The sequence below is a fragment of the Paenibacillus alginolyticus DSM 5050 = NBRC 15375 genome, assembly GCF_000422905.1.
GTDB classification, from domain to species: Bacteria; Bacillota; Bacilli; order Paenibacillales; family NBRC-103111; genus Paenibacillus_E; species Paenibacillus_E alginolyticus.
Genome location: NZ_AUGY01000018.1, coordinates 76,014 through 98,712 on the forward strand (window position 1 = coordinate 76,014; position 22,699 = coordinate 98,712).

Genomic DNA, 22,699 nt, shown 5'->3' on the forward strand with positions numbered 1-22,699 from the left:
TAAAATTGGAGGACCACTATGAAACACGAAATTCTATACAAAGGCGCATTTCCTATGTTGAAGGTTGAGCTTGAAGCAGGCGAGAATATCAAGGCAGAAGCTGGAGCCATGGTCTCGATGTCACCCAATATCGAACTCAAGGGAACCGTAGAGGGCGGCATCATGCGCGGTTTAGGCCGAATGCTGAGCGGTGAGAAATTCTTCTTCCAAGAACTGACTCCAACCAGAGGATCAGGCGAGGTTTTACTGGCACCTACGGTCATTGGCGATATTGAAGCCGTAGAGCTAGACGGATCCTACAAGCTATATGTGCAAAAAGACGGCTTTCTTGCTGGAACATCCGGCATTCAGGTGAACACGAAAATGCAAAACCTGATGAGCGGCTTTATGTCAGGCGAGGGCTTTTTCATCGTTGAAATTAGCGGAAGAGGCACCGTCTTCCTTTCCTCCTACGGTGCTATACATGCCATTAATCTAGCTCCAGGGCAAGAAGTGATCATCGATAACGGGCATCTCGTCGCTTGGCCGGATTATACGCAGTATACAATTGAAAAAGCGGCCAAAGGCTGGTTATCCAGCTTGACGAGCGGCGAGGGCGTTGTCTGCCGATTCCGCGGCGAAGGTGTCGTGCTTATACAAACGAGGAACCCGCAGGGTTTCGGCGGGTGGATTAAGCAGTTCATTCCGGGTGGCAGATAGGTGTAGCGATATCCGAGCAGTCTAGGTGGCAGATAAGTGCTATGGCATCCAAGCAGTTCATTCCGGGCGGCAGATAAGTGCTGCGGTATCCAGACAGTCTAGGTGGCAGATATGTGCTATGGTATCCGATCCCGTGATTAGAGTAACTTGCGAGCTAAATTAGAGTAACTTCTTCGATGATATAAACTAGTTTGCACAAAAGAATTCGAAGTCTTCAATTCGAAGAATTCATTTGGAACCTTTATTTGGAGCTTCTTTGGTGCTTCTTTGGAGCTTGGGAGCTTCTTTTTCTGATTCTTTTAGTGCTTCTTTTGGTGCTGTGCAGCGACAGAAACATGTTTTCTTTAAGAATATTGTAACAAATGGATTTCCGAAAAGAAGCATGTACGTGTCGTTGTAATCGCGACACGAACATGCTTCTTTCGTCTGCTAATGACATGAACATATGATGGTTCTGACATAAAGACACTATAGTTAATCTACAAAAGCCATAGACCTATTATTGTTCGATGATGATGGACTGACGCGCTTTTTAAAGGGTAAATGGTTTACCTTTCAAAAAAAGTTTTAGACTATTCGATCTTAATGAACAGAGAAACCAGTCAAAACACGAAAATAAAAAAATATACCCCGTTTTATTAAACGCCACCAGCTTCAAAAACGATTGTTGTAGGTCAAACCAAAGTGCTTACCGCCCCCCAAAAAATTGTATGAAAAGTAACACTCTTCGTAACTCAATTTATCCGTAAGATATACGCTTCATTTACGTTCTATTAGGGTACTCTTGAATTTATTTTTCAGATGCTCTTCTATACATGGAAGAAAAGATACTTCTTTGGTGTCCATTCCGCTCATCATTTTAAATGTTCACAATATTTTTCAAAGTTCCCTTTCACCCTTGAAATCATCAAGTTATTTAATCAAAATTTCTTTGCCCCATATTAAGGTGATCAAAATCCACGTCGTATTTTGCGATATTTTGTCTTCTGCCCACTAAAATGGTCCCAGTCTATTTTGAAAGCTTCATTGATCATGGTAAATTATAACTATTTTTACGTTTTAATGTAACTTATGCTGAAAATTAGGTGTCTATTACAATGCGTGGAATAATTTGAAAGATGGAGGGGTTGCTTAGAGGCATTAGACGATTATAGTTCGGTTCTATTGATAGTTGAACGTATTCTTTTTAATTGTTAGAACAGGGTAGATTGTTGGTTGCGATTACTAGTGAAAGTGATTTGATTCTAGTTTAGGGAGAGATAATTTTCATGAGAAAACGTAAATTGATAGGAACATCATTACTTACACTATGCATTTCGATAACTTTGTCCGTATCTGTTTTTGCGGACACATATTACCATACAACGGGTTTCGGAAATTCAGCCTCGAATTTAAAATACTGGAAAGATTCATCAGTATCTACGTATGGTTATACAAGTAAATCTGACACAGGCGCACTTGCATGGAACGGTATTTCTAGTAATCTAGCAATGACAGAGGTCTCTTCTATACCTACATACTTTAGTATTGTAACTTATGTGGGTACTTCACTTGCTGGCCTAGATGTCTACGGTGTTGCAGACTATTGGACGTATGGTTTATTTGGGTGGACACAGGTGAATCCAGATGATCTAAGAGATAGAGCAAGAGTTCGAATGGACGACACAAATCTAAAAAGTTTAAATGACAGCACCAAAGTACAATATGCGTTCACACATGAGTTTGGTCATGCAGTAGGACTCAAACATGATAACGACTCTGGTGTTGCTTCAGTTACGAGGGATTCGTCAATAGTCTGGTCTAATAATATGCCGCAGCAAATTGATAAAGATCACATCAAGCAGAAATACGGAAATTAATGAGGAGGCGTAATTTATGAAGTTCAAAAAAATTATAATTATTACTTCGGTCGCTCTAGCATTAACTATTGCTGGCTATATGTATGAAGATAGTAAAGTAACATTTGCCGATCTCGACGCAATGCCTGTTAGTCACAAGTCTCTAAGTGAGCTTGAAGGTCGCTCGAAACTCATTATTTCCGGTAGACCAACTGCAAGTGAAAACCATATCATTAGAGACGAAGAAGGCTTTACAAAGGAAGCTTATACAATTACCAATTTTGAAATTGAACACGTCTATGATAGCAAGCTGGGGAGTCAACTGAAAGATGGAGATGTCATTAGAGTTGCTGAACCTGTATATCTCCTTGACAATGGAATTAAGCCAGGCAAAACGCAATTTGCTATCGAAGGTTATGAACCCATGGAGAAAAAGAAAAGATATCTCCTCGTGTTAAAAACTGATCAGAATTATTCAGATTTATATGACATTGTTGGCGTTAATGATGGGAAGTACAGCTTAGATAGCACTGATCAAAAAATTAATTTAGGCGAGAAGGCAGGCAAGTTTAAAGACGAATTAATTAACAAATATATGATTAAATAATCGATGTTTTAGAATGTCGCCACTCACTTCCAACGACGGAAGCGAGTGGCGATTTCTTATACACGATAACCGTACTTCTTGACGAAACTTGAAATAGTCCCCATTTGCTATACCGAGAATATTTCTTTAGCGTACGTTTTTCGCGTTTGTTGGCGGTACCCCTGAAAGGGGAATACATTTTCTTGAATGTCTAATATTTTGCAATTTATTTGAAGAATATGTTGATATATTGGACAATTTGTCAAACCCGCAAAGAAATCAAAATAAGGAATTTCAACGTTTGTCTTTCCAATACCAGCATCTTACGTTTTTTTAATCAAGTACCGCTAGAGAACAAAGGAAAGCATGAATTTCATATTTGGCATAAACCAGAGTTGTTAATCGATCTTAAGTAGGTTAAGTTGAGCTGTCCTTATGACACTAATAAAAAGCGGAGAAGCAATCATTTCTATGAAATGTCACAATAACAATGCTAATAAATAAAAGCGACAAAGCAATTTGCTGACGTCGCTTTATTTTATCATGGAAAATAGCATGTTTGTGTCGCAATTATAAATAGATGAATGTTCTTGTCGTAAAGGAAAGCATGATCATGTCGCTGGACAGGTGCTTCTTTCGGTGCTTCTTTCGGTGCTTCTTTCGGTGCTTCTTTTACAATGTTGTATTTTCGAGACTGTCGATTCAATAGCCCCCAAGGACCCCTATGGGCTCTTGGGGGCTAAATTTTGCCTTTCATGCGCAAATTCGACGTATCTTTGCCCCATTTTATCTACCTTAAATAGCTATATGGACAGACTTCCCCCTTGGTAAGGGAGATTCTTTTTTTCGCTTGAAACCAAGTGTTAAACTACCTACTTGTTTCACCATTACTTTTATATTAACTACGATGCTGCTCACCTTTGCATCGACACGCCGCTTCTCACGCGTTCGTTTATGGGTGTGCGCCAAATCGTGGTGGTTCTTCATTTCATTGTTTTTTCGTTCGATGGCTGGACGAGCTGCTTGCATGGTCTTACCTTCCTCGGTTTCATTGCGAGCCCTAGATGCCATGTGGTGTTCGTGGTAATCACTGCGAAAAACCTGACGTCCGGTTGTCTCTGCCGACGTACAGCTTGAACGGAGCTCACAGGTCATACATACCTTCTTGGCAAAGGTAAAGATGGTCGCTTCGTTCTTGGTATCTTGACGGGATTTCGTACTTACTTTTCCATTAGGACAGGTGAGAGAGTTTCTTTCGGCGTCAAATAGGAATGCTTCGTGACTGTACATCCCTTTTTTCTGAATTCCAAACTGAGACCAAACAGGTGCGGAAAGCACGAGTTCCATGCTGGAAACTGCTTGCAAATTCTGCCCCGTTCCATAGGCGGTATCGCCGACAAAGGCAACCGGCCAAAGTGAGTGGTAGCGGTTTACTTCCCTCACAAGTTCCAGCATACGTTTGCCGTCCATCTTCATTGCCTGGGATCGGTTCAGCTGTCAGCACAAATCCGGAAAGCGCGGACTGCACCACTTGGATTTTATCGCCTGTAAATTTCACAGTCCTGCTTTTATGGCCATTGCGTACGTCAGGGCAAACGGCACTTCGAATCAGGTTTTTAGGTTTATCTTTCTTGGCTCGCTTCTTGTAAGGAGCATCCGGGCTATTTGGGTCCTTCGGGTGGACATTCTGCGTCAGTATCTCATACAGCCATGCCTGGCTTTCTAACGAAACTAATTGCCTCTGGGATTGTGTCCACGACCAAAAAAGCGTGCGTACCGCCTCATTTTCAAACCAGTAAAGCAATCCATACGCCGCGACAAACTAGCTTGCTAAATGCAATTTGTTGCTCTTCCTCTGTGGCCTCATAAGGAAACTTTACCGTAAGTGTACTAACATCCACTTCTTTTAGTAACTTTTCATAGAGAACGGGAAAGGCGCGTTCGAGTGGGTTGATGGTGCGAAACATTCCCTGTTGAATTAACCGATAACTCGAGTGTCTAACCATATGGCTGTAGGTTGGAAAAGAATCCACTAGCCAAAGATCTTTTTTGTCGCCCCAAAGTCCTTTTTGCTTGGCTTGCGCAAGAATGTGATGATGACAGGCATTAAAGAGCTCGGAACCCATTCGATTCACGGTCTAGCCCTAGTGTGCTATGGTCAAATCCTATAAACGAAACAGGAAGTCCTAAAAATCGTTTGATAAACAAATCACCTATGACACGCTCTTCCATTTCACTTTCGGATAATGCATAGTAGCGCTGCACCACGTGGAGTTTCAACTTGAGCGAAGGGGCGTATGGGTACTGGCCTCGGCCTGAGTACAAATGAGAACAAACCTCGTCAGCGAAGGAAAAGTCAACGAGTTCAGCAGCCCGACTCCAAATCGGATGTTCAGGAAGACACGCAAACACCTCAATGTCACTGAAAGATAATTGCTCAAATTGTTTATATCGGACTCGGCTCATAGGAATCCCTCCGGAATTGGTAAATTTCAAGTATACCATTAAACGAGAGTATTGGGGATTAAAATAAAGAAAACAAGCGATTACTTGGAATAAATCGCTTGTTTTGGGGTTTGTATATACGACAGAATATCTAGATTGAATCGACAGTCTCTTTTCTACAACTTTACACAAGCAAAACCGTGCCAACTCGCCCAAATGTTGCACTCGTCATCAAGGTCTGCTCTTGCACACCCTTTCGTCCCCGCAACCGGCAACGACGAAGCCCGTAGAGTTCTTTGGACTCTGCGAAGCTTCGCTCAATGGTTTCCTTGCGTTTAGCATAAAGCTGTCGGCCGACCTCGCTTTGTGAGTGAGCGGTCACATGTTCCTTGTACACTTCCCATACGTGTCGTCCCATTTCACGACGTTCTTCCGAAGCTGTGCATTGGGCAAAGAGCGGGCAGTTCTTGCATGTTTCCCCCTCTGTGCGATATATCTTCTCCCCTGTTCGCTTCGTAGTGTAATAGACCATCTCCTGGTTAGCAGGACAGCGATAGACATCTTTATCCGTGTCGAAGGTAAATTGTTCTTTAGAAAAAATTCCTTTGCGAGCCGGTATTTTGCGCGGCGCAATTACACCCATGATGCTCATCTCTTCCAATTTCTTGCATATATACGCACCCTTGTATCCGGAATCTAGTACGACGGCTTCAATGTTTTCCTGCCAGCCAAATGTTTCTTGCTGGCGCTGTAAACGGTCGATGTACACCGTGGAATCATTCACATTTCCAGGTGTAACAAACGAATCCGTAATGATGTTGAATTTAGCGTCAACCGTCCGGTGCTCCAAGTAAAAGAAACCTTCTGGTTTGCCTTTACGTTTCATATAACCACTTTCCGGGTCAGTCTTGCTTACCATTTGCCGTTCCTTCGGCGGTTCGGATGAGTCTGGTAACAGTTCTTTTTGCCCATGTTTCTTGCGTTCTTCATTTACCGCCTGCTCCAGCTCTTCTAGATAAGCAGAGGGCGCTTTGGCGATTCTTGCATCGTGTATTTGTTTATATTCGCACTGGCCTGCATGTGAGTGGAGTCGGTTGCAAGCAATCTTCCTGCAACCATACGATGGGAAATTGCCAGTAGAACAACTTCATCGAACACATCTTGAAACACACTGCCCGGAAAGCGGTGGTGCCGATTCCAACTAATGGTGCTGTGGTGCGGAACAGGATCGCTTAGCGAAAGACCGAGAAACCAGCGATAGGCATTGTTGACTATGATATCCTGCTCTAACTGCCGCTCCGAGCGAACACCAAATAGATATCCGATCAGCATCATTTTAAACAAACGAATGGGATCAATGGATGGTCGCCCGTGCGTTGGATGATAGTAATCCTTTACTTTATCCGTGATAAAAGAGAAGTCGATATGTCGCTGAAGCAAGCGAACGAGATGGTTATCTGGAACCAGCATATCTCAAACCATTTCGTAACTCATCTGAGGATTTTCCTTATCGTTATGCAACAACACGACCACCGCTTTCTCTTTTTGTTCCTTATATTATACCACATTAACGCGTTAATTTACTGATACTATGAGTTACTTTTTCGACAGTCTGACGTTGTACAACATGTATGTGAAGGTAACCTAATCTACACTTTCCACAAAGGATAAACGACGAAGCTAAGTGAATTATTGTCCTAATCTTTTCGGCCATAGATAAACAACTCCGTCGTCCTATAAGGACGACGCGCGTATAGGTTGAGCCGAAGCAAGTTGGCCACCGCCATACGGCGATGCAGCGCGCGCCCAGATCAACAGAAAAAAAACGAGAAATCCTCACGGAGGGTTCTCGTTTTTTTGACGATTATATGATAAAATGGTTCTATCATATAAACTTGGTTTTGTATACAAAACCACAATACAGAAACGCAATGTATGCGAACGATCGCTTTGCGAACAAGGAGGCCCTAACTTGGATGATAAATACCGCGTTCCGGCCATCGAACGTGCACACCTGATCCTCAAAGAAATCTCTCTGCATCCCGGTGAGTTGAAGCTCATCGACTTGTCTCGAACGCTCGCCATTAACAAAAGCTCGATGTACTCCTTGTTATTAACCATGGAGAACTTGGGGTGGATCGAAAAGGAAACCGGAGAAACCTACCGGTTAGGAAGAGAATTGTCTCGTTTCGGCCATGCCTCCATGCAGCAGCGAGACTTGAATGAATCCTTCCACAAGGAGGCTTCCTTGTCCAAGCTGAGACTGGGCGAATCATTCCAACTTGCCAAATTAGATGGCAAGGAAGTCCTTTATATCGCCAAAGAGGAAGCGCTTACGCCTGTTAGGCTAGCCTCCGAACCAGGCATGCGATTACCTGCTCATGCCACGGCACTCGGCAAGGTCATGCTGGCTGATCTGAGCGATGAGGAAATTGATTTGCTTTATCGTTCTGACCAAGAACCATTTCCACATTTAACGGTTCATTCCATTACCTCATTACAAGCATTAAAGCTAAGTTTAGAACAAATCCGACAACAAGGCTATGCGCTGGACTTGGAGGAAGCCGTGCTTGGATTTAGCTGTGCGGCTGCTCCGATCCATAATGCTCAAGGTCAAGTCATTGCCGCTGTCAGCTGCTCTATGATGTTACCTCAATGGGAGCAAAAAAAGCAGTCCTGTATAGAAGAAGTTTGTAAGCTGGCTCACAAACTATCCGAATAAAAAGGAGAATTCACATGCGATTACAAGACAAAGTCATTCTCATCACAGGTGCAGGATCAGGAATCGGCAAAAGTACTGCTCTCTTATTTGGACAAGAAGGCGCGCAAGTCATCGTGAATGATCTCGACGTCATCAAAGGACAGGAAACGGCGGATGAAATTATCCGGGTTGGCGGAGCTGCTGCGTACATACAAGCGGACGTTACCCAAGCTGAGTCCGTCAGTCAGATGGTAGAGCAAATCATACAGGAACATGGCCGTATTGACGTACTTTTCAACAATGCGGGAATTAGTGGTGTAGGCGCGCTTCATGAGCTCGAACCTGACGCCTGGGACCGCATCATGAGCGTAAATGTCAAAGGTGTATTCTTACCTTCTAAGTATGTCGTGCCGCATATGATGGATCGCAAGTCCGGCTCTATTATTAACATGTCTTCTTGTATAGCTGAAATAGGTCTGGCTCGCCGGGCATCTTACGCAGCAACCAAAGGCGCTGTCCTCGCATTGACCAAATCCATGCAGGTGGATTATGCCGCCTATGGGATCCGGGTGAATGCGCTGCTGCCGGGGACCATTTTAACCCCTTTCGTAGAAAACTATCTCCGCACCTCCTATGATGATCCCGAAGCTGCCATTGCCTCTTTAAAAACTAGACAGCTGAGCAACGAATTGGGCCGTCCAGAAGACGTCGCGCTAGCGGCATTGTTCCTCGCTTCAGACGATTCCAAATTCATGATGGGTTCACCGTTATATATTGACGGAGGAGTGACTTTCGGCAAGAACGCTTAAGTAACGGCCCCAATTCTGCATTATTCATTTAATTGTTTATTCACTTATTCACTAATTCACTCACACATTCACTCATCACTCACTCATTCAGGAGGTTTTTTCTAATGAAACTGCTTACTTTCAGGAAAAATGATTCGTTCACCCTTGGCGTCCAAACCGAGTTTGGCGTGCTGGATGTCGTTCAAGCTGTCAAGCAGCTGTCTCCAGCATTCACAGTCCCTGCCACTGTTCACGAAGCCATTAATGGTGGGGCAGCTGCTACCGATGCATTACTTAACCTTGTTAATCTTGTCCTAGAGCGCGAAGACCGTGCTTCTTTACTGCTAAGCGAAGAGACAATGATTTACGGCCCCTGCGTTACGCATCCTAACAAAATTATTTGCGTAGGGTTGAACTATCGCAAGCATGCTGAAGAAACGAATGCCCCGATCCCGCAATACCCGATTCTTTTCAACAAATTTAATAATACGCTTACCGGGCACGGGCATGACATTGCACTACCTCGTGTAACCAAGGAAGTCGATTACGAAGCCGAGCTAGTCATCGTGATTGGTAAACAGGCCAAATACGTGCCCAAAGAAGAAGCCTTGGATCATGTGTATGGATATTGCTGCGTGAATGACCTTTCTGCGCGTGATTTGCAAATGCGGACTCAGCAATGGCTGCTTGGCAAATCGTGCGATGACTTCAGTCCACTTGGTCCTTATCTAGTGACAGCGGATGAAGTCGGCAACCCGAATAACCTGCAGATTAGCACCACCGTCAACGGTAAAGTACGTCAAAACTCGAACACGGCGGATATGATTTTCCACTGTGACGAAATTGTCAGCTATATTTCTCAGCATATGACGCTATATCCGGGAGACATCATCCTAACAGGTACTCCGGAAGGTGTTGTGCTCGGCGATCCAGTTGATAAGCGCGTATACTTAAAAGACGGCGATGTCGTGACGATTTCTATCGAGAAATTAGGAAGCTTGACCAATCGTATGGTTAACGAGTAAAAAAACACCCCCTTTCAAGAGTACTTTTACAAGGTGCCAAAACACCTTTGCAGTGCTCTCGTTATGGGGGCTTTTCATTTCATTAACCCTATTAAATAACCAAACCGCCATCCACCTCAAGCACAGTACCGTTCACATAATCGGCATCATCTGAGGCTAAGTATAAATAGGCTTTTGCAATATCTTGCGGCCTGCCAAGACGGCGTAAGGGCACCTTCTCTATCATCGCTTGAAGCACCTTTTCCGGGACCTTGGCAACCATGCCGGTTTCAATATATCCCGGTGCGACGGCATTAACCGTAACTCCCTTAATGCCCAGCTCCTTGGCCCAGGTTTTGGTCATCCCAATAACGCCCGCTTTCGTCGCTGCGTAGTTAGTTTGGCCGATATTCCCATTCACTCCGACGATGGAGGAGGTATTGATGATTTTACCTTTCCCCTTCTGGACCATGTACGGTGCTGCAAATTTGGTGCAGTAAAATACACCGTTCAGGTTTACGTCGATGACCTGATGCCACTGCTCGAGTGTCATTTTACTGAGCATACTGTCGCGTGTAATGCCTGCGTTGTTGATCAGGATATCCAGGGTGCCGAACTGCTCTACCACGGAGCTGACCATCTGCTGCACACTTACCGCGTCGCTCACGTCCACCTTCACGAAGATCGCCTGCTCCACGAGAGCAGCGGCTTGCAGCTCCAGCAGCACTTCTAGTCCAGCCGATTCGTCATAGTCGGCAATAGCAACGAAGGCGCCTTCCAAGACGAACAAACGAGCCGTTTCTCGACCGATCCCGTTAGCTCCGCCGGTAATTAAGGCGACCTTATCCTTTAGTCTCATCGCTCAACTTCCCCCGTTCGTCTAAGAAATTAATGGCTATTTCAGCCGAGTAAGAACCGTTCCACGTGCTGCGTTAACGCTGGCAAAGCATCCACTAGCGGCGAATGTCCACAGTTCTCCAAGACGATTAGCTCGGCGCGCGGGCCGAAATCCTCCGTAATCTCGCGTGTCATCGACTCCGGAATGACGAGATCATTTGCCCCCCATAGGGCGAGCACAGGTGCTTTAATCCGCGACACGTCCCCGCTCCCCGGTGCAGCTTCATTATCCACACTGCTGATATTAAACGTATTTAATCCATGATAAATATCAGCCAGATTCCGCTGCGTCAAAATATCATCTACATACTGCTCATATTGCTCCTCAGCAGGCTTCTTCAAGTTATATACCGAAACATCAAATAACCAGCGCATGAACGCTCTATCTTGCCGCTTACCCGCATCGGAAATAAGTTTCGTCCGCGAGAGAGCACTCATTTCATCGTGTGTACGAAGACGCTTCGATAGATCAGGATTACCGTCTGCACCATCCGCATAAAACGGATAACCACGCGTAGACATCGATGACAGCAAAATCAACTGATCCACTTGCTCCGGGTAATCCGCCGCAAATTTCATGGCGACTCCCCCACCGGTCGACCAACCGATAATGGAAAATTGACTCAACGAAAGGGCATCAACAAATTGTTTGACTGTTTCCGCATAATCGGGTAGGCCGTCAATTGGCTTATGATAAGTAGAGATGCCAAATCCAGGTAGATCGATGGCGACGAGATGAAGCCGAGAATCAAGGCTCTCCATCAGTACATCCCAATGCTTGGACGAGTTCATATTCCCGTGAATGAACAACAGCGTAGGTCCGCCGCTTTCACTTTGTCTCTCACGATAACCTACTGTTTCTCCGTTCGGAAGCTCTACTCTCTTCAATGTAATTTCAACCATTTTAATCATTCCTCCCATTTCCCCATCGAATAGCCGTTGCTCCCCACGCATAGCCGATACCTGCGCTCACGAGCACTACCCGATCGCCATTTTTGATTTTACCCTGCTCCACGCCCAGCTCTAGACTTAAAATTTGGTCCAACTGACCGACATGACCGTAATCCTGCAGATAGACCGATTGCTCCTGCGACAGCCCTATCTCCTGAAGTACATAGTCATGCGCCGACTTTTTCATGTGCAAAATGGCCAAATAATCGATATCGGTCAGCTGCCAACCGCTTTTCTCCGCCGCCCTGCGAATGACTTCAACAAAACGCGCCATCGACGTGCCGTCAAGCCGTTCTTTCATCCCCTCGGGATCCGGCACATCCAGATAAAGCCCATACCCCTGATTCAGCAAATCGCTGGTTAAAGGCATCTTCGTACCGCCAACAGGTATAATGACATCCTCCGCAAACGCACCGTCGGTAATCAAATGACTTTCGAGCACGACGTTACTCGCGTGCCCTTTGCGCAGCAGCATAGCGCCTCCGCCCGCAGCCAAATTAAACATAAACCGCGTTCGCGGGTTCTGATAATCGATGAGATCGACGTTCCGATAGCCCCCGGCAAGCAGCACCGTACGGATCGAATCATCGGCCATCATCAGGCTCTTCGCCACCTTGAGAGCCATGATCGTCGTTCCGCATCGAAGCGCTGCGTCGAAAGCCCAGGCGTTCACTGCTCCAACCTCGTGCTGCAGTTTAAGTGCCGTAGTCCAAACCGGATACTCCTTATGCTCTTCGCCGATATATATGACCAGATCGATTTCCTTCGGGTCGATTCCCGCTTTCGCGATCGCTTCGCGAGCAGCATGGATACCCATTTCACAGCTGTGATCATCCGGACCGGGAACATGCTTTTGCCGGATCCCAAGCTTATGCTCCACCACAACTTCAGGCAAACCCGATGCCTCCGCAATCTCCTTAGCCGTCATAATCGGTTGAGGCAAATATACACCAGTGCTTAAAATGCCTATAGGCTCATTGGAGACACTCATACAATCACTTCACCCTTTTCTTAAAGCCTGCTCGATGTAGTCGAACGCTTCCTGCATGGTACCGACCACAATTTCATCCTGGTCCTGCACATGCGTAATGCGAATACGCCAACGACGGTCTTCGGGTTGCTCCTCTTCGCCCACGGAGCTAAATCGAAGTACAAAGGAGCTCACAATATGGGGTTCTAGTGCCATTTTTTCTCCACCCGCCTTTCGAGTACAGGAGATCGCCATTTCTTCCACCACTGCCTTAATGTACCGGCAATACCGAGCGGAAACACCATGACAATAAGGATATACAGTAAACCAAAGAAAATAATCCAACGATCAAAGATGGCATAGGTCTTAGCAAGGTTGGATAATCCGTTATGCGCCAGTTCGATAATCGCTGAGCCGATGAGGCCGCCGTACAGCGTCCCTACCCCGCCGATAATCGTCATTAACAAGGCATCCAGCGTAATATCCGTAGAGAACACGGATGTATTAACAAAACGCAGCGTTACGGCATACATCGATCCCGCAAGCGCAGCCACCATGCCGGCAACGATACTGGCGATGACCTTATAGTGCACAAGATTAAAGCCAAGCGAGCGTGTCCGCTGCTCATTCTCGCGGATGGCTTGCAGCACGCGACCAAGCGGTGATACCGTGAAACGCAACATCAGCAGGAACACGACGATCAGCACCGCTAAGGCAATCCAATAAAAGCTGCGTCGGTCCATAAGAAGATCCGGGATGGTGAAGGTAAAGCCTTCTCCCCCTTTGGTGAGCGTGCGCCATTTCTCGGCAGCTACTTGAAACAAGCCCGCAAAGGCAAGCGTGAGCATCGCGTAATAATGGCTTTTTAACCGCAGCGACAGCATACCGACTAAATAGCTAATCAAAGCTGCAATGATGAGGCCAATTAAAATGGCTAGCAGCAGGACTCCGATGGAATGGCCATAGTTATGCATCATGATTCCGACGGCATAAGCTCCTATACCGAAAAACATGGCATGCCCAAAAGATACAATTCCTGTGTACCCCAACAAAAGATCATAGCTGATAGCGAAGATACCGAAGATAAAAATTTTCGTCACAAGGATCATCGCGCTGCGCGAATCGTTTATGAGCGGATACAAAGCTAATAGAAGAGACATAATCCCATATACCGTAAGAGAGCCGGAAAACCTTTTATTAAGCAGCGTTAGCATAATCTCACCCCTTCGATCCAAGCAAGCCGGATGGCTTGACCAAGAGCACAAGGACCATCAGCAGCATATTGACAGCGAGCGACAAGTCGGGAACATAATACGCCATTAATGAACCTGTCAGCCCAACAATAACGGAAGCGAGTGCTGAGCCGTTAATATTACCCATTCCACCGATGACAACGACGATAAACGCGAGAATCGCAAACTGCATACCCATCTCAGCAAACACAATGCCGGAATAAGGCGCGAGCAGCACGCCGCCAAGAGCTGCCATCGCTGCACCCAACATGAAGACACCCGTAAATACACGATGGATAGGAATACCTAGCGCCTGCACCATTTCTTTGTTCTGCACACCGGCACGTACGATAAGACCGAGCCTCGTACGGTTCATAAGGAGGTGCAGCACTAGCAGCACTAGCAGGACTAGGAGACCAACACCTATAATAAATAATCTGTATTTGATAAAAATGACGCCACCCAAGCTCCAACTGCCATCAAGTGCTTTCGGCACAGGCGCAGAGATCGGATTCGGTCCCCACACGACCTTTAATAACTCACTCAAGACAAGCATGACACCGAGCGTAACGAGAATTTGCTGAACATGGTTGCCGTACACAGGCCGAATGACGATGCGTTCCATCACGAGGCCAAGAACAAGACCGGTAACGATCGCGCCGATGATGGCCAGTATAAAGCTGCCCGTGCGAGCGAATAACCAAACACCGGAATATGCTCCCCAAGCAAACAATCCGCCATGTCCAAAATTAAGAACATCCATCAATCCGAAAATCAAGGTAAGTCCTGCCGCCAGCAAGAATACGAGCATACCGGTTGCGAGACCGTTAACGAGCAAGTTTGTCACTGTAGCCATAGTGATACGGCCTCCTCTGTTGTGAATTTAGGCAATCCCCAAAAACCGTTCGCGGGTTTCCGGATCTTCCCTGAGCTCCTTCATTCGCCCGCCCAGGACGATCCGGCCTTCATCCACAATATAGTAGCGGTCCCCTATTCGGCTGGCCATGAAAAAGTTTTGCTCGACCAGGAGCACCGTCGTTTTCTTCTTGATTTGTTCGATGGACTGCATGAGCTTCTCAACCACGATCGGCGCAAGCCCCTTACTGGGCTCGTCGATCAAAAGCAGCTCATTCTCTCCGACATATGCTCTCGCAATCGCCAGCATCTGTTTCTGCCCGCCGCTGAGATGACCGCTTTTGCGCTGCCAGAACGTCCGCAGGTCAGGAAAAAGCTCTAGAATCCATTCTTGGCGCTGCAAAGCCGCATCATGCCCAGCCCGCATAGCGACCTTCATATTCTCTTGAACGGTCAAATCGGCGAAGATACCCTGATCTTCCGGCACATATCCGATCCCTTTACGGGCAATAGCGTAAGTGGGCAGCCTCTCAATACGTTCTCCCTTGAAGGTAATGCTGCCCTGGGAAATCGGGTTCAACCCCATGATCGATCGGAGCGTTGTTGTTTTACCTGCACCGTTACGCCCCAATAATACGGTGATCTCCCCAGGCGTTACTTCCAATGAAATGCCTTGTAAAATGTGATACTGACCAATAAAGGTTTCGATGCCTTCGACATTAAGAAGCGTCATCGTAAAAGCCCCCTAAGTAAGCGGATTGGACCAACTCATTGTTCATGATCTCTTGGGGTGAACCGTCCGCGAGCAGCTTTCCGTTAAACAGAACCGTCAACGAGTCGGAAAGATCTAGGACCATCTCCATCTTGTGCTCGATCAGCACAATGGAGCGATCGCCCCGTTCTTTAATGCCGCGAATGACTTCTAAGATGGCAGGTACCTCTTCCATGGAAATACCGGCAGTGGGTTCATCAAGCAGCAGCAGCTCGGCGTTCAGAGCTAGCAGCATAGCAATCTCTAGCTTGCGCTTTTCTCCATGCGCCAGCATGCGCGCCGGCGTGCTCGCCACACCCGACAATAATACCGTATGGAGCAGCTCCTTGGATTCTTCCTCCAACCGTCGGAAAGAGCTGAAATGACGAAAAAAGTTATACCGGATGCCTTCCCGAGATTGAACGGCTAACCGGACATTTTCCAGCGCTGTCAGATTCGGAAACACGTTCGTAATTTGAAAAGACCGCCCGATGCCCAGCCGGGTTCGAGCATGAGGAGACAGCTGAGTCACATCTTGCCCCTTGAACCACACAGTTCCCCTTGTCGGCTTCAACTCGCCGCTCAGCAAATTGAAAAAGGTCGTTTTCCCCGCTCCATTCGGCCCGATGATCGATTTAAAATGCCGGGGTGGCACCGTAAGGTCCACCCCGTTCACCGCCGTATGTCCGCCGAACGCGATCGTCAGATCACGGGTTTCGAGAATCGGCTTCATTCGCACTCGCTCCTTGCTATTTTTTATTACGAATCGGCGGAGCCGTTTCATCCATCTTCATTTCACGCATGAGCTCCGGTACTGGATAATCGAAGCCATCTTTTTTCACCAACTTGATTGCGTACATGGACTGCAGTGCCTGATGGTCTTCCGCGCGGAACTTCATTGTTCCCTTTGGTGTTTCGAAAGACATGCCTTCCATGACCTTGATGATCGTGTCGGTATTCATGTCAAATCCAGCCTTTTTAACCGCTTCTGCAATCGCAAGCGCTGCCGACATGCCTCCCGGCGTAAACAGATCCGGAACTTCGTTGTTGAAACGCTTCTTGTTTTCATCGACCAGCCATTTGTTGATATCATTATTCGGGAGCGTGTTGTAATAGATGGAAAAGCCTTCCATCCCAACAAGATCATTCATGGTTTTGAGCGCTACGATGTCCGGTGCTCCCGTGGAAATTTTGATGCCGCTTGCTTGAACCTTCATATCCTGCAGCTGCTTCCATGGCGAGTTCGCGCCTGCCCACACAACAAACAGGTAGTCCGGCTTCGCTTCTAAGATTTTCTGAATGTTCGGCGTAAAATCAGTAGCCGCCGCACCTGGGTATTGCTCCGTTACGAAACTTGCGCCTAGCTTAACTGCCGCCTCCTTAAACGCTGCGATACCGTCGCGACCATATGCGCTGTCCGGTGCCAGAGTAGCAATCTTAACGCCCTGCTTCGCAATGGCTGCCGCACCTGCTACCGCATCCTGCGAGGAGTTGCGTCCCGTACGGAAAATGTATTTATTCCAGCTAGCTCCTGTAATACTGTCTGCCACAGCAGGCTCAACGACCATGACCTTCTTATATTCCTGCGCAAGCGGTAGAACAGCTAACGTATCGCCTGAACTCGACGATCCGACAAGGAAATCAACCTTATCCTTCTCGAGCAGTTTCGTCGCTTTCTGAACTGCAACGTCCGGCTTCGTCTCTGTATCTTCGACAATAATCTGAATAGGGTGGCCATCCAATACCTTCGTCCCTTTGGTTACGTAGTCTATACCCATTTCAAAGCCGCGCGTTGTCTGCTTTCCGTAGCTTTCAAGCGCGCCTGTCATTGAAGCCAGTACCCCAATTTTGATCGGTGTTTTATTAGTGGCGGCGCTTTCAGCAGGTGCCTTCGTAGCCGCTGCAGTTGTCGCTGCTGTAGCTGCTGCTGTCGGTGAAGCTGAGCTATTGCTAGTCGTCGTACTTGTGCACGCAGATGAAAGCAGCAGCATGGTTGTTAATACTGCTAAACTTCCGCCGCGTCCCCATTTTTTTGTTGGCATGAAGAAAATCCCCCTCTTCGTTTCGAATGACCTCATCATAATTGGGAAGGGTTACAAATCAGTTACATCAGATTCCGACAGCTGTTTATACAGCTCCTGCGTAGCAGGCATCGGTTCGACCCCCATCTCTTCGGCTAGAGCGTGCTGGCATTTTTGATACCATCTGGCGGCCTGGCGTCGGTTACCCAGCTTGAGATGGCACTGCATGAGGAGACGGTAAGCCTCTTCCCAGCAGGAATCCTTGTGGACAATCGCTTCGCACCAGTGGATAGCGCGGTCATAGGATTGGGCTTTCACCTGTAGACGTGCTAACCTTTCTGCCCCGCGCAGGTAAAGGACCAACAATCTTTCGCGCTCCTCAATACACCAATCCTCATAACGACGGTCAGGCATATAATCACCTTTGTAAAGCTCAAGACCTTTTTCTAGAAGCGCCAAGGCTATGGCCGGGTCCGAGTCCTCCAGACCTGCTTTAAGAAGCGCTTCAAATTCAATCGTGTCCAGTTCAAAGCCGGACGCCAGATTCAACCCATAGGAGGAGCCATGCCGCTGAATAAAGAAAGGGTTGCTACGCGCGCGCCGATGCGGCTCAAGCGCTGTATTTAGCGCGTTTAGCATCACTTTGAAATCCCGCGCTGCGGATTTGTCGTCAGATTGCGGGTAGAGAAGGGCTAGAATGGCTTCCTTCGGCAGCAGCTGCTGGCGCTTAACGACGAGCAGCTGGAACAGTTCCTTGGCTTTACCGCGCTGCCAATCCTTCTCTTCAAGCTCACGGTCACCCAGCCTTACACGGAATCCTCCCAGGGTTTCGATGTGAAGGGTGTAGCCCGGATGGTACGTCATATGCTCCATCCCCATGCCCGTCAACAAATGGGTGACATATCCGCTCTCGATCTTTTGCTTCTGTGCTTCAATGAGAAGCGGCGCCAGATGCTGTACATCACGGGGGCCAAATAACGTACGCCGCTCGATAAGAGCATCATAATCGCCGTATTGCAACATTTGGAGAAAGCGTTCCATCACATCGTGGAATCGATCATCCTGCTCAGTACGGTAAGCAAGCATCGCTTGCCACAGCAGCGTTACCGTCAGACCGTAACTATCGCCGCACAGCATGAACCGATTGTGGCAGTCCAAGAATACCGCGGCTGCCTCCTCCCAGCGGGATGTGTAATAAGCAGCGATGCCACGGGAAATTCGGATGTAGGAAGATAACCACTCATCGTTGACTTTCTCCGTCTCAGCAAGCGCCTCTTCGCCGAACTGTGCAGCCAGCTCGAAGGCTCCTTCACGGCCGTAGAGCAGGGCGAGCCCCATGAGCGGCTCCGCCTTTCCGCGCGACACATCGAGCTGCTCCATCATTTCCTGGGCAGCACGATAGCACTTCACGGCAACAGTAGGGTCGTATTTCTGTAAGAGCTGTGCCGCGTGCCCCATGCGCATCCACCCAACGGCTTCAACGAAAGGGGCATGTAAGCGAATGCCAATCATCATCCCGGCTTCGGCCAACTGCTTCGCAGTCTCTGGTTGACCTTGCATGGACGCGATAAGTGAAAGCAGCAGTTCAATCTCGCGATGTGAACGGGGGAGCTGCGAAGCGGATGCGCTGCTTCGCTGCTGCACGATTCGCTCGGCAAGCCGCTTGGCTTGCCTCAAGCGGCCTGTGCGTAAATGTAACCGCGCTTCCAGCCAGTCTTCATGGAAATCAGTGAGGAAAAGGCGACATTTGTTAAACCAGTCTTCGGCTTCCGCCGCACGCCCGGAGTTCACCAAATTTTCCGCCATCAACCCATACAAGCGGACCCGGTGTGTATCCTCCGGATGGACCGAAGACTCAAGCAGATCAATAGATCGTTCAAGCAGCTTTTGTGCTCTTCCTGGCTGAATGGTATCCAGATAAACGCGAACCTGCCCCTCAAGTGCCAGCGATTGTCCCAACCTGTCTGATGCTGCGGCTGCCAGCTGCTCCGCCTGTGTATAGCAGCTCAACGCTTGCTCGTACACGCAGCGATAGCGATGAACGTCCCCTTCATAGATCCAAAGCATAAACCTCACATTCTTCTCGGCCAGCGGTGTTCGCCGGATACGATCCATCAGCGCTTCGAGCTGGCCGGTTTCCATCAACGCACGACCGTGAATCTCCAGCATACGGGCTGCTTCGCCAGCATCGCCGGCCGCTGCGAACAGATTCATCGCCTGCCCATACTGACCAGTCGCAGCCAAATACGCCGCGGCCAAATGAGCGAACCGGACGTATTCCTTGTGCATTTTTTTAAATTGTCCCTGCAAAAAATCCCGAAATAACGAATGATATCGGAATAATCCCTCGCCGAGATGTGCCAAAAATAAGCTTTGACTGCATAGTTTTGCAAGAAGCTGATAAGAATCATCCCGTTCCAGGATCCGATTGCAGGCATCGGCCGTGAGTTCCTCCAATAGACTGGTTTGCAGCATAAACAGCCCGATATCCGGAGTTTGCTTCTGAAAAACCTCAAGCGCTAAGAAGCGGAACAAATCATCCATCGTCTCCGCTTCGTCCGCTACTAGTGTTTGGACATCACTGCCGGTCAAAAGTAAGCGCTGCCAAATGAGTTGGACCGCAATAGCCCATCCTTCCGTCCTAAGGTATATGAGCTGCGCCTCTTCAGGTCGCAGTGGATAGTCATAGTAATCTGTAAAAAGCACCTCGATCTCCTCTTCGGAGAAAGCAAGGTCTTGCTCTGTTATCTCCAGCAGGTCACCGCGAACTTTCATCGCCGCGAGCGGCTCCCAGTTGGGACGGTTGCGGCTTAATAAAACAACATGGATCCCAGCAGGAATATGTTTTAACGTATATTGCATGAAAGCATCTACACCTTCGCAATGCTGAATCAGGTGGTAGTCATCCAATACAAGCGTAAGCTCTTCGGGAATCATCCCTAGCTCGTTCAGGAAAGCATCGAATAATCGGTGAAATTCCGAATCACGAACGTAATATTCTCCCTGAGCCAAATGGTTCAAAAGCTCTTCTCCAAATGCGGGAAATCGCCCGCGAATAGCATGAACGATATAGGTTAGAAAGACATACAAATCATCGTCATGCTCACTGATACTGTACCAGCAGTAAGGAGCGGACATTTCGCGTATAAATGAGGCTACAGCTGTACTTTTACCATAACCTGGGCCAGAGTGGACCAGAGTCAGCGGATGATCGTTCAGGCGCTTTAGTTTTTTGGCAAGAGCGGATCGTTTCAACATTTGAGACTTTACCCGATGTGGCGTTAACTTGGTCTTGAGCACGATGCTAGTCTTCATCACCGCACCTCTTTCTTGTAAGGTCATGCTTCATTTCCATATTGTACCATGTCGGTAATTATTCGACTCTTATCAATTTTACCTACCGCTGTTTTGGGAAGCTCGATCATAAATAGTATCCGCTTAGGAACCTTATACCTACCAATGGAAGCTGAGCAGTACTCGATCAATTCTTCCTTCGTTACGCTGCAGTCCGCAGCTAGTACGATTGCCGCAGAGACAGCTTCTCCCCATTTCTCATCCGGAACCCCAACCACTGCCGCGTCACTAACAGCCGGATGCTGCCGAAGCTGATGTTCAACCTCAAGCGGGTAGACGTTTTCTCCACCGCTGATAATCATGTCTTTCTTACGACCGATAATATAGTAAAAGCCATCGGTGTCCCGTTTACCAAGATCCCCCGTTTTCAACCAACCATTTGGACTTAACACTTCAAGCGTAGCTTCCGGGCGATTCCAATAGGAGTGGAACACATGGCCGCCGCGAAGCCAAATCTCGCCCACCTCACCAATTGACACCTCTCTGCCATCGTCATCAGCCAATAAGACATCATTGTAAAGCATAGGGCGTCCCACGGAGCCGCGCTTCCGGACTGCATCGTGAGGAGCAATATAAAAGTTATTCGGTCCGGCTTCGGTTAACCCATAACCTTCTTTAAAGGAGAGTTCCTTTGCCTCGAAGGCTTGATATACCGGAAGCGGACAAGGAGCTCCCCCTGATAAGAACGTATGCATGGTTGGGAATTCCGCCCCAGCGAATGCAGGAGATTGAATCAGCATGTGATACATCGTTGGGACGAGCAGCGCTATCGTACATTTCTCCCGGTTGAGCAGCTCTAGCGTATGCTCAGCGTCGAAGTGCTGGACAACGACGACGGTTCCCCCCGCATGCAAAACCGGCAGCGATAAAGCGTTCAGCCCACCAGTATGAAACATCGGCATAAACGTCGGTGTCACATCGCTCGCAGTCAAATTCCATGTGACTACTGTGTTGGCCGCATTCCAAAAAATAGACCGATGGCTGAGCACTACACCCTTCGGTTTGCCTGTGGTTCCACCCGTATAGATCATCACATAGGGATCTTCAGGATCTACTGCGGCGTCCTTATCCACATCAGTATCGATTTGCATAGTTTCCGAATCGTCGAGAGAGAAAACCGTCATCGCATGTGATGCCTGCAGTTCAGCCGAGAGTGTGGCAAACCGGCTGTGTACACCCATCAATTTGGGTGTGCAGTCTGCCAAAATACTAGCGAGTTCAAGGGAGGCTAGGCGCCAATTAAGCGGAACAAGCACCGCTCCGAGCAGACGGCATGCAAATAACCATTCCAAATAGGCAACGTGATTTGGAGCAAGCAGCGCGAGCCGATCTCCACGACGAATGCCTTGTGCTTGAAGCCTGACCGCCAGCCTTTTCACCTTGATATTCAATTCTTTATACGTTAAGCGTTCTCCCGTTTCTCCATCGACCACTGCGATATGGTCTGGCGTAAGGAGGCATCGCTTCTCCCACCAATTAACCATGTATTCTACCATGATGACATTCCTCCTGCTTGCTGCATAGGCAGCACCTTAACCTGTTTACTATTAGTAAACAGGTTAAGGGTTACAAACGAGTTACACGGCAGTGCTGCTGCTGCGAGACAT

20 protein-coding genes and 1 pseudogene are annotated in these 22,699 nt (G+C 47.7%); 6 read left to right on the top strand and 15 right to left on the bottom strand.

Annotated features, from left to right (window positions below):
• Positions 1-18 precede the first annotated feature (18 nt).
• The 3 genes from G519_RS0110140 (at position 19) to G519_RS0110150 (ending at position 3,144) form a co-directional block, all read left to right on the top strand.
• Positions 19-699 (top strand): TIGR00266 family protein, encoded by a 681-nt coding sequence (locus G519_RS0110140; protein ID WP_029194582.1) that lies wholly within the window; start codon positions 19-21, stop codon positions 697-699.
• A 1,268-nt stretch (positions 700-1,967) separates the two neighbouring features.
• The gene (locus G519_RS0110145; protein WP_029194583.1) at positions 1,968-2,558 is read left to right on the top strand and encodes a zinc metalloprotease; all 591 of its coding nucleotides are present in this window, start codon (positions 1,968-1,970) and stop codon (positions 2,556-2,558) included.
• 16 nt (positions 2,559-2,574) lie between these two features.
• The gene (locus tag G519_RS0110150) at positions 2,575-3,144 is read left to right on the top strand and encodes a hypothetical protein (RefSeq protein ID WP_029194584.1); all 570 of its coding nucleotides are present in this window, start codon (positions 2,575-2,577) and stop codon (positions 3,142-3,144) included.
• Between the two features lie 774 nt (positions 3,145-3,918).
• Here the strand turns inward: G519_RS0110150 and G519_RS0110160 are convergent.
• The 4 genes and pseudogenes from G519_RS0110160 to G519_RS48420 all read right to left on the bottom strand — a co-directional run bounded on the left by G519_RS0110160 (position 3,919) and on the right by G519_RS48420 (position 7,038).
• Positions 3,919-4,578, bottom strand: a complete 660-nt coding sequence (locus G519_RS0110160; RefSeq protein WP_029194585.1) for a transposase — start codon at positions 4,576-4,578, stop codon at positions 3,919-3,921.
• A gap of 332 nt (positions 4,579-4,910) precedes the next feature.
• Complete coding sequence (locus G519_RS0110165; RefSeq protein ID WP_154669561.1) at positions 4,911-5,258, bottom strand: hypothetical protein; 348 nt, start codon at positions 5,256-5,258, stop codon at positions 4,911-4,913.
• On the bottom strand, positions 5,230-5,589 hold the full coding sequence (locus G519_RS51035) for a transposase (protein WP_029194587.1): 360 nt from the start codon (positions 5,587-5,589) through the stop codon (positions 5,230-5,232). The genes G519_RS0110165 and G519_RS51035 overlap by 29 nt, the downstream gene beginning before the upstream one ends.
• Before the next feature lie 163 nt (positions 5,590-5,752).
• A pseudogene (locus G519_RS48420) lies at positions 5,753-7,038 on the bottom strand (IS1182 family transposase).
• Positions 7,039-7,540: 502 nt separating this feature from the next.
• Between G519_RS48420 and G519_RS0110185 the strand changes: the two are divergent.
• The 3 genes from G519_RS0110185 (at position 7,541) to G519_RS0110195 (ending at position 10,082) form a co-directional block, all read left to right on the top strand.
• A complete protein-coding gene (locus tag G519_RS0110185) occupies positions 7,541-8,290 on the top strand; it encodes an IclR family transcriptional regulator (RefSeq protein WP_029194589.1) in 750 nt (249 codons plus the stop codon).
• A 14-nt stretch (positions 8,291-8,304) separates the two neighbouring features.
• On the top strand, positions 8,305-9,078 hold the full coding sequence (locus G519_RS0110190; protein ID WP_029194590.1) for an SDR family NAD(P)-dependent oxidoreductase: 774 nt from the start codon (positions 8,305-8,307) through the stop codon (positions 9,076-9,078).
• Between the two features lie 104 nt (positions 9,079-9,182).
• Positions 9,183-10,082 carry a fumarylacetoacetate hydrolase family protein gene (locus G519_RS0110195; protein WP_029194591.1) on the top strand — a complete coding sequence of 300 codons (900 nt, stop codon included), beginning with the start codon at positions 9,183-9,185 and terminating at the stop codon, positions 10,080-10,082.
• Positions 10,083-10,173: 91 nt separating this feature from the next.
• Here the strand turns inward: G519_RS0110195 and fabG are convergent, their stop codons facing one another.
• From fabG to G519_RS42535, 11 genes are read right to left on the bottom strand one after another with little or no spacing between them, the layout of a single operon-like run.
• Positions 10,174-10,920, bottom strand: a complete 747-nt coding sequence (gene fabG / locus G519_RS0110200; RefSeq protein ID WP_029194592.1) for a 3-oxoacyl-ACP reductase FabG — start codon at positions 10,918-10,920, stop codon at positions 10,174-10,176.
• A 41-nt stretch (positions 10,921-10,961) separates the two neighbouring features.
• Complete coding sequence (gene phaZ, locus G519_RS0110205; RefSeq protein WP_029194593.1) at positions 10,962-11,861, bottom strand: intracellular short-chain-length polyhydroxyalkanoate depolymerase; 900 nt, start codon at positions 11,859-11,861, stop codon at positions 10,962-10,964.
• 1 nt (position 11,862) lies between these two features.
• Positions 11,863-12,900, bottom strand: coding sequence for a 3-oxoacyl-ACP synthase (locus G519_RS0110210; protein ID WP_029194594.1), 1,038 nt, complete (start codon positions 12,898-12,900; stop codon positions 11,863-11,865).
• Between the two features lie 9 nt (positions 12,901-12,909).
• Positions 12,910-13,095, bottom strand: a complete 186-nt coding sequence (locus tag G519_RS0110215; RefSeq protein ID WP_029194595.1) for a hypothetical protein — start codon at positions 13,093-13,095, stop codon at positions 12,910-12,912.
• The gene (locus G519_RS42530) at positions 13,086-14,093 is read right to left on the bottom strand and encodes a branched-chain amino acid ABC transporter permease (protein WP_036632566.1); all 1,008 of its coding nucleotides are present in this window, start codon (positions 14,091-14,093) and stop codon (positions 13,086-13,088) included. Before G519_RS42530 ends, G519_RS0110215 begins: the two co-directional genes overlap by 10 nt.
• 4 nt (positions 14,094-14,097) lie before the next feature.
• Positions 14,098-14,967 (bottom strand): branched-chain amino acid ABC transporter permease, encoded by an 870-nt coding sequence (locus tag G519_RS0110225; RefSeq protein ID WP_029194596.1) that lies wholly within the window; start codon positions 14,965-14,967, stop codon positions 14,098-14,100.
• Positions 14,968-14,994: 27 nt separating this feature from the next.
• The gene (locus tag G519_RS0110230; protein WP_029194597.1) at positions 14,995-15,699 is read right to left on the bottom strand and encodes an ABC transporter ATP-binding protein; all 705 of its coding nucleotides are present in this window, start codon (positions 15,697-15,699) and stop codon (positions 14,995-14,997) included.
• Positions 15,686-16,450: an ABC transporter ATP-binding protein gene (locus G519_RS0110235; protein WP_029194598.1), complete on the bottom strand. Its 765-nt coding sequence runs from the start codon at positions 16,448-16,450 to the stop codon at positions 15,686-15,688. Before G519_RS0110235 ends, G519_RS0110230 begins: the two co-directional genes overlap by 14 nt.
• A gap of 16 nt (positions 16,451-16,466) precedes the next feature.
• The gene (locus tag G519_RS0110240; RefSeq protein ID WP_036632569.1) at positions 16,467-17,759 is read right to left on the bottom strand and encodes a substrate-binding domain-containing protein; all 1,293 of its coding nucleotides are present in this window, start codon (positions 17,757-17,759) and stop codon (positions 16,467-16,469) included.
• 51 nt (positions 17,760-17,810) lie between these two features.
• Positions 17,811-21,053 (bottom strand): BTAD domain-containing putative transcriptional regulator, encoded by a 3,243-nt coding sequence (locus G519_RS0110245; protein ID WP_029194600.1) that lies wholly within the window; start codon positions 21,051-21,053, stop codon positions 17,811-17,813.
• A gap of 23 nt (positions 21,054-21,076) precedes the next feature.
• Positions 21,077-22,588, bottom strand: a complete 1,512-nt coding sequence (locus G519_RS42535; protein WP_036632571.1) for an acyl-CoA synthetase — start codon at positions 22,586-22,588, stop codon at positions 21,077-21,079.
• Between the last annotated feature and the right edge of the window lie 111 nt (positions 22,589-22,699).

Coding starts and splice junctions, on each gene's coding strand:
- G519_RS0110140 (WP_029194582.1), top strand. CDS start 19: ATGAAACACGAAATTCTATACAAAGGCGCATTTCCTATGTTGAAGGTT.
- G519_RS0110145 (WP_029194583.1), top strand. CDS start 1,968: ATGAGAAAACGTAAATTGATAGGAACATCATTACTTACACTATGCATT.
- G519_RS0110150 (WP_029194584.1), top strand. CDS start 2,575: ATGAAGTTCAAAAAAATTATAATTATTACTTCGGTCGCTCTAGCATTA.
- G519_RS0110160 (WP_029194585.1), bottom strand. CDS start 4,578: ATGCTGGAACTTGTGAGGGAAGTAAACCGCTACCACTCACTTTGGCCG.
- G519_RS51035 (WP_029194587.1), bottom strand. CDS start 5,589: ATGAGCCGAGTCCGATATAAACAATTTGAGCAATTATCTTTCAGTGAC.
- G519_RS0110190 (WP_029194590.1), top strand. CDS start 8,305: ATGCGATTACAAGACAAAGTCATTCTCATCACAGGTGCAGGATCAGGA.
- G519_RS0110195 (WP_029194591.1), top strand. CDS start 9,183: ATGAAACTGCTTACTTTCAGGAAAAATGATTCGTTCACCCTTGGCGTC.
- fabG (WP_029194592.1), bottom strand. CDS start 10,920: ATGAGACTAAAGGATAAGGTCGCCTTAATTACCGGCGGAGCTAACGGG.
- phaZ (WP_029194593.1), bottom strand. CDS start 11,861: ATGGTTGAAATTACATTGAAGAGAGTAGAGCTTCCGAACGGAGAAACA.
- G519_RS0110210 (WP_029194594.1), bottom strand. CDS start 12,900: ATGAGTGTCTCCAATGAGCCTATAGGCATTTTAAGCACTGGTGTATAT.
- G519_RS0110215 (WP_029194595.1), bottom strand. CDS start 13,095: ATGGCACTAGAACCCCATATTGTGAGCTCCTTTGTACTTCGATTTAGC.
- G519_RS42530 (WP_036632566.1), bottom strand. CDS start 14,093: ATGCTAACGCTGCTTAATAAAAGGTTTTCCGGCTCTCTTACGGTATAT.
- G519_RS0110225 (WP_029194596.1), bottom strand. CDS start 14,967: ATGGCTACAGTGACAAACTTGCTCGTTAACGGTCTCGCAACCGGTATG.
- G519_RS0110230 (WP_029194597.1), bottom strand. CDS start 15,699: ATGACGCTTCTTAATGTCGAAGGCATCGAAACCTTTATTGGTCAGTAT.
- G519_RS0110235 (WP_029194598.1), bottom strand. CDS start 16,450: ATGAAGCCGATTCTCGAAACCCGTGATCTGACGATCGCGTTCGGCGGA.
- G519_RS0110240 (WP_036632569.1), bottom strand. CDS start 17,759: ATGCCAACAAAAAAATGGGGACGCGGCGGAAGTTTAGCAGTATTAACA.
- G519_RS0110245 (WP_029194600.1), bottom strand. CDS start 21,053: ATGAAGACTAGCATCGTGCTCAAGACCAAGTTAACGCCACATCGGGTA.
- G519_RS42535 (WP_036632571.1), bottom strand. CDS start 22,588: ATGGTAGAATACATGGTTAATTGGTGGGAGAAGCGATGCCTCCTTACG.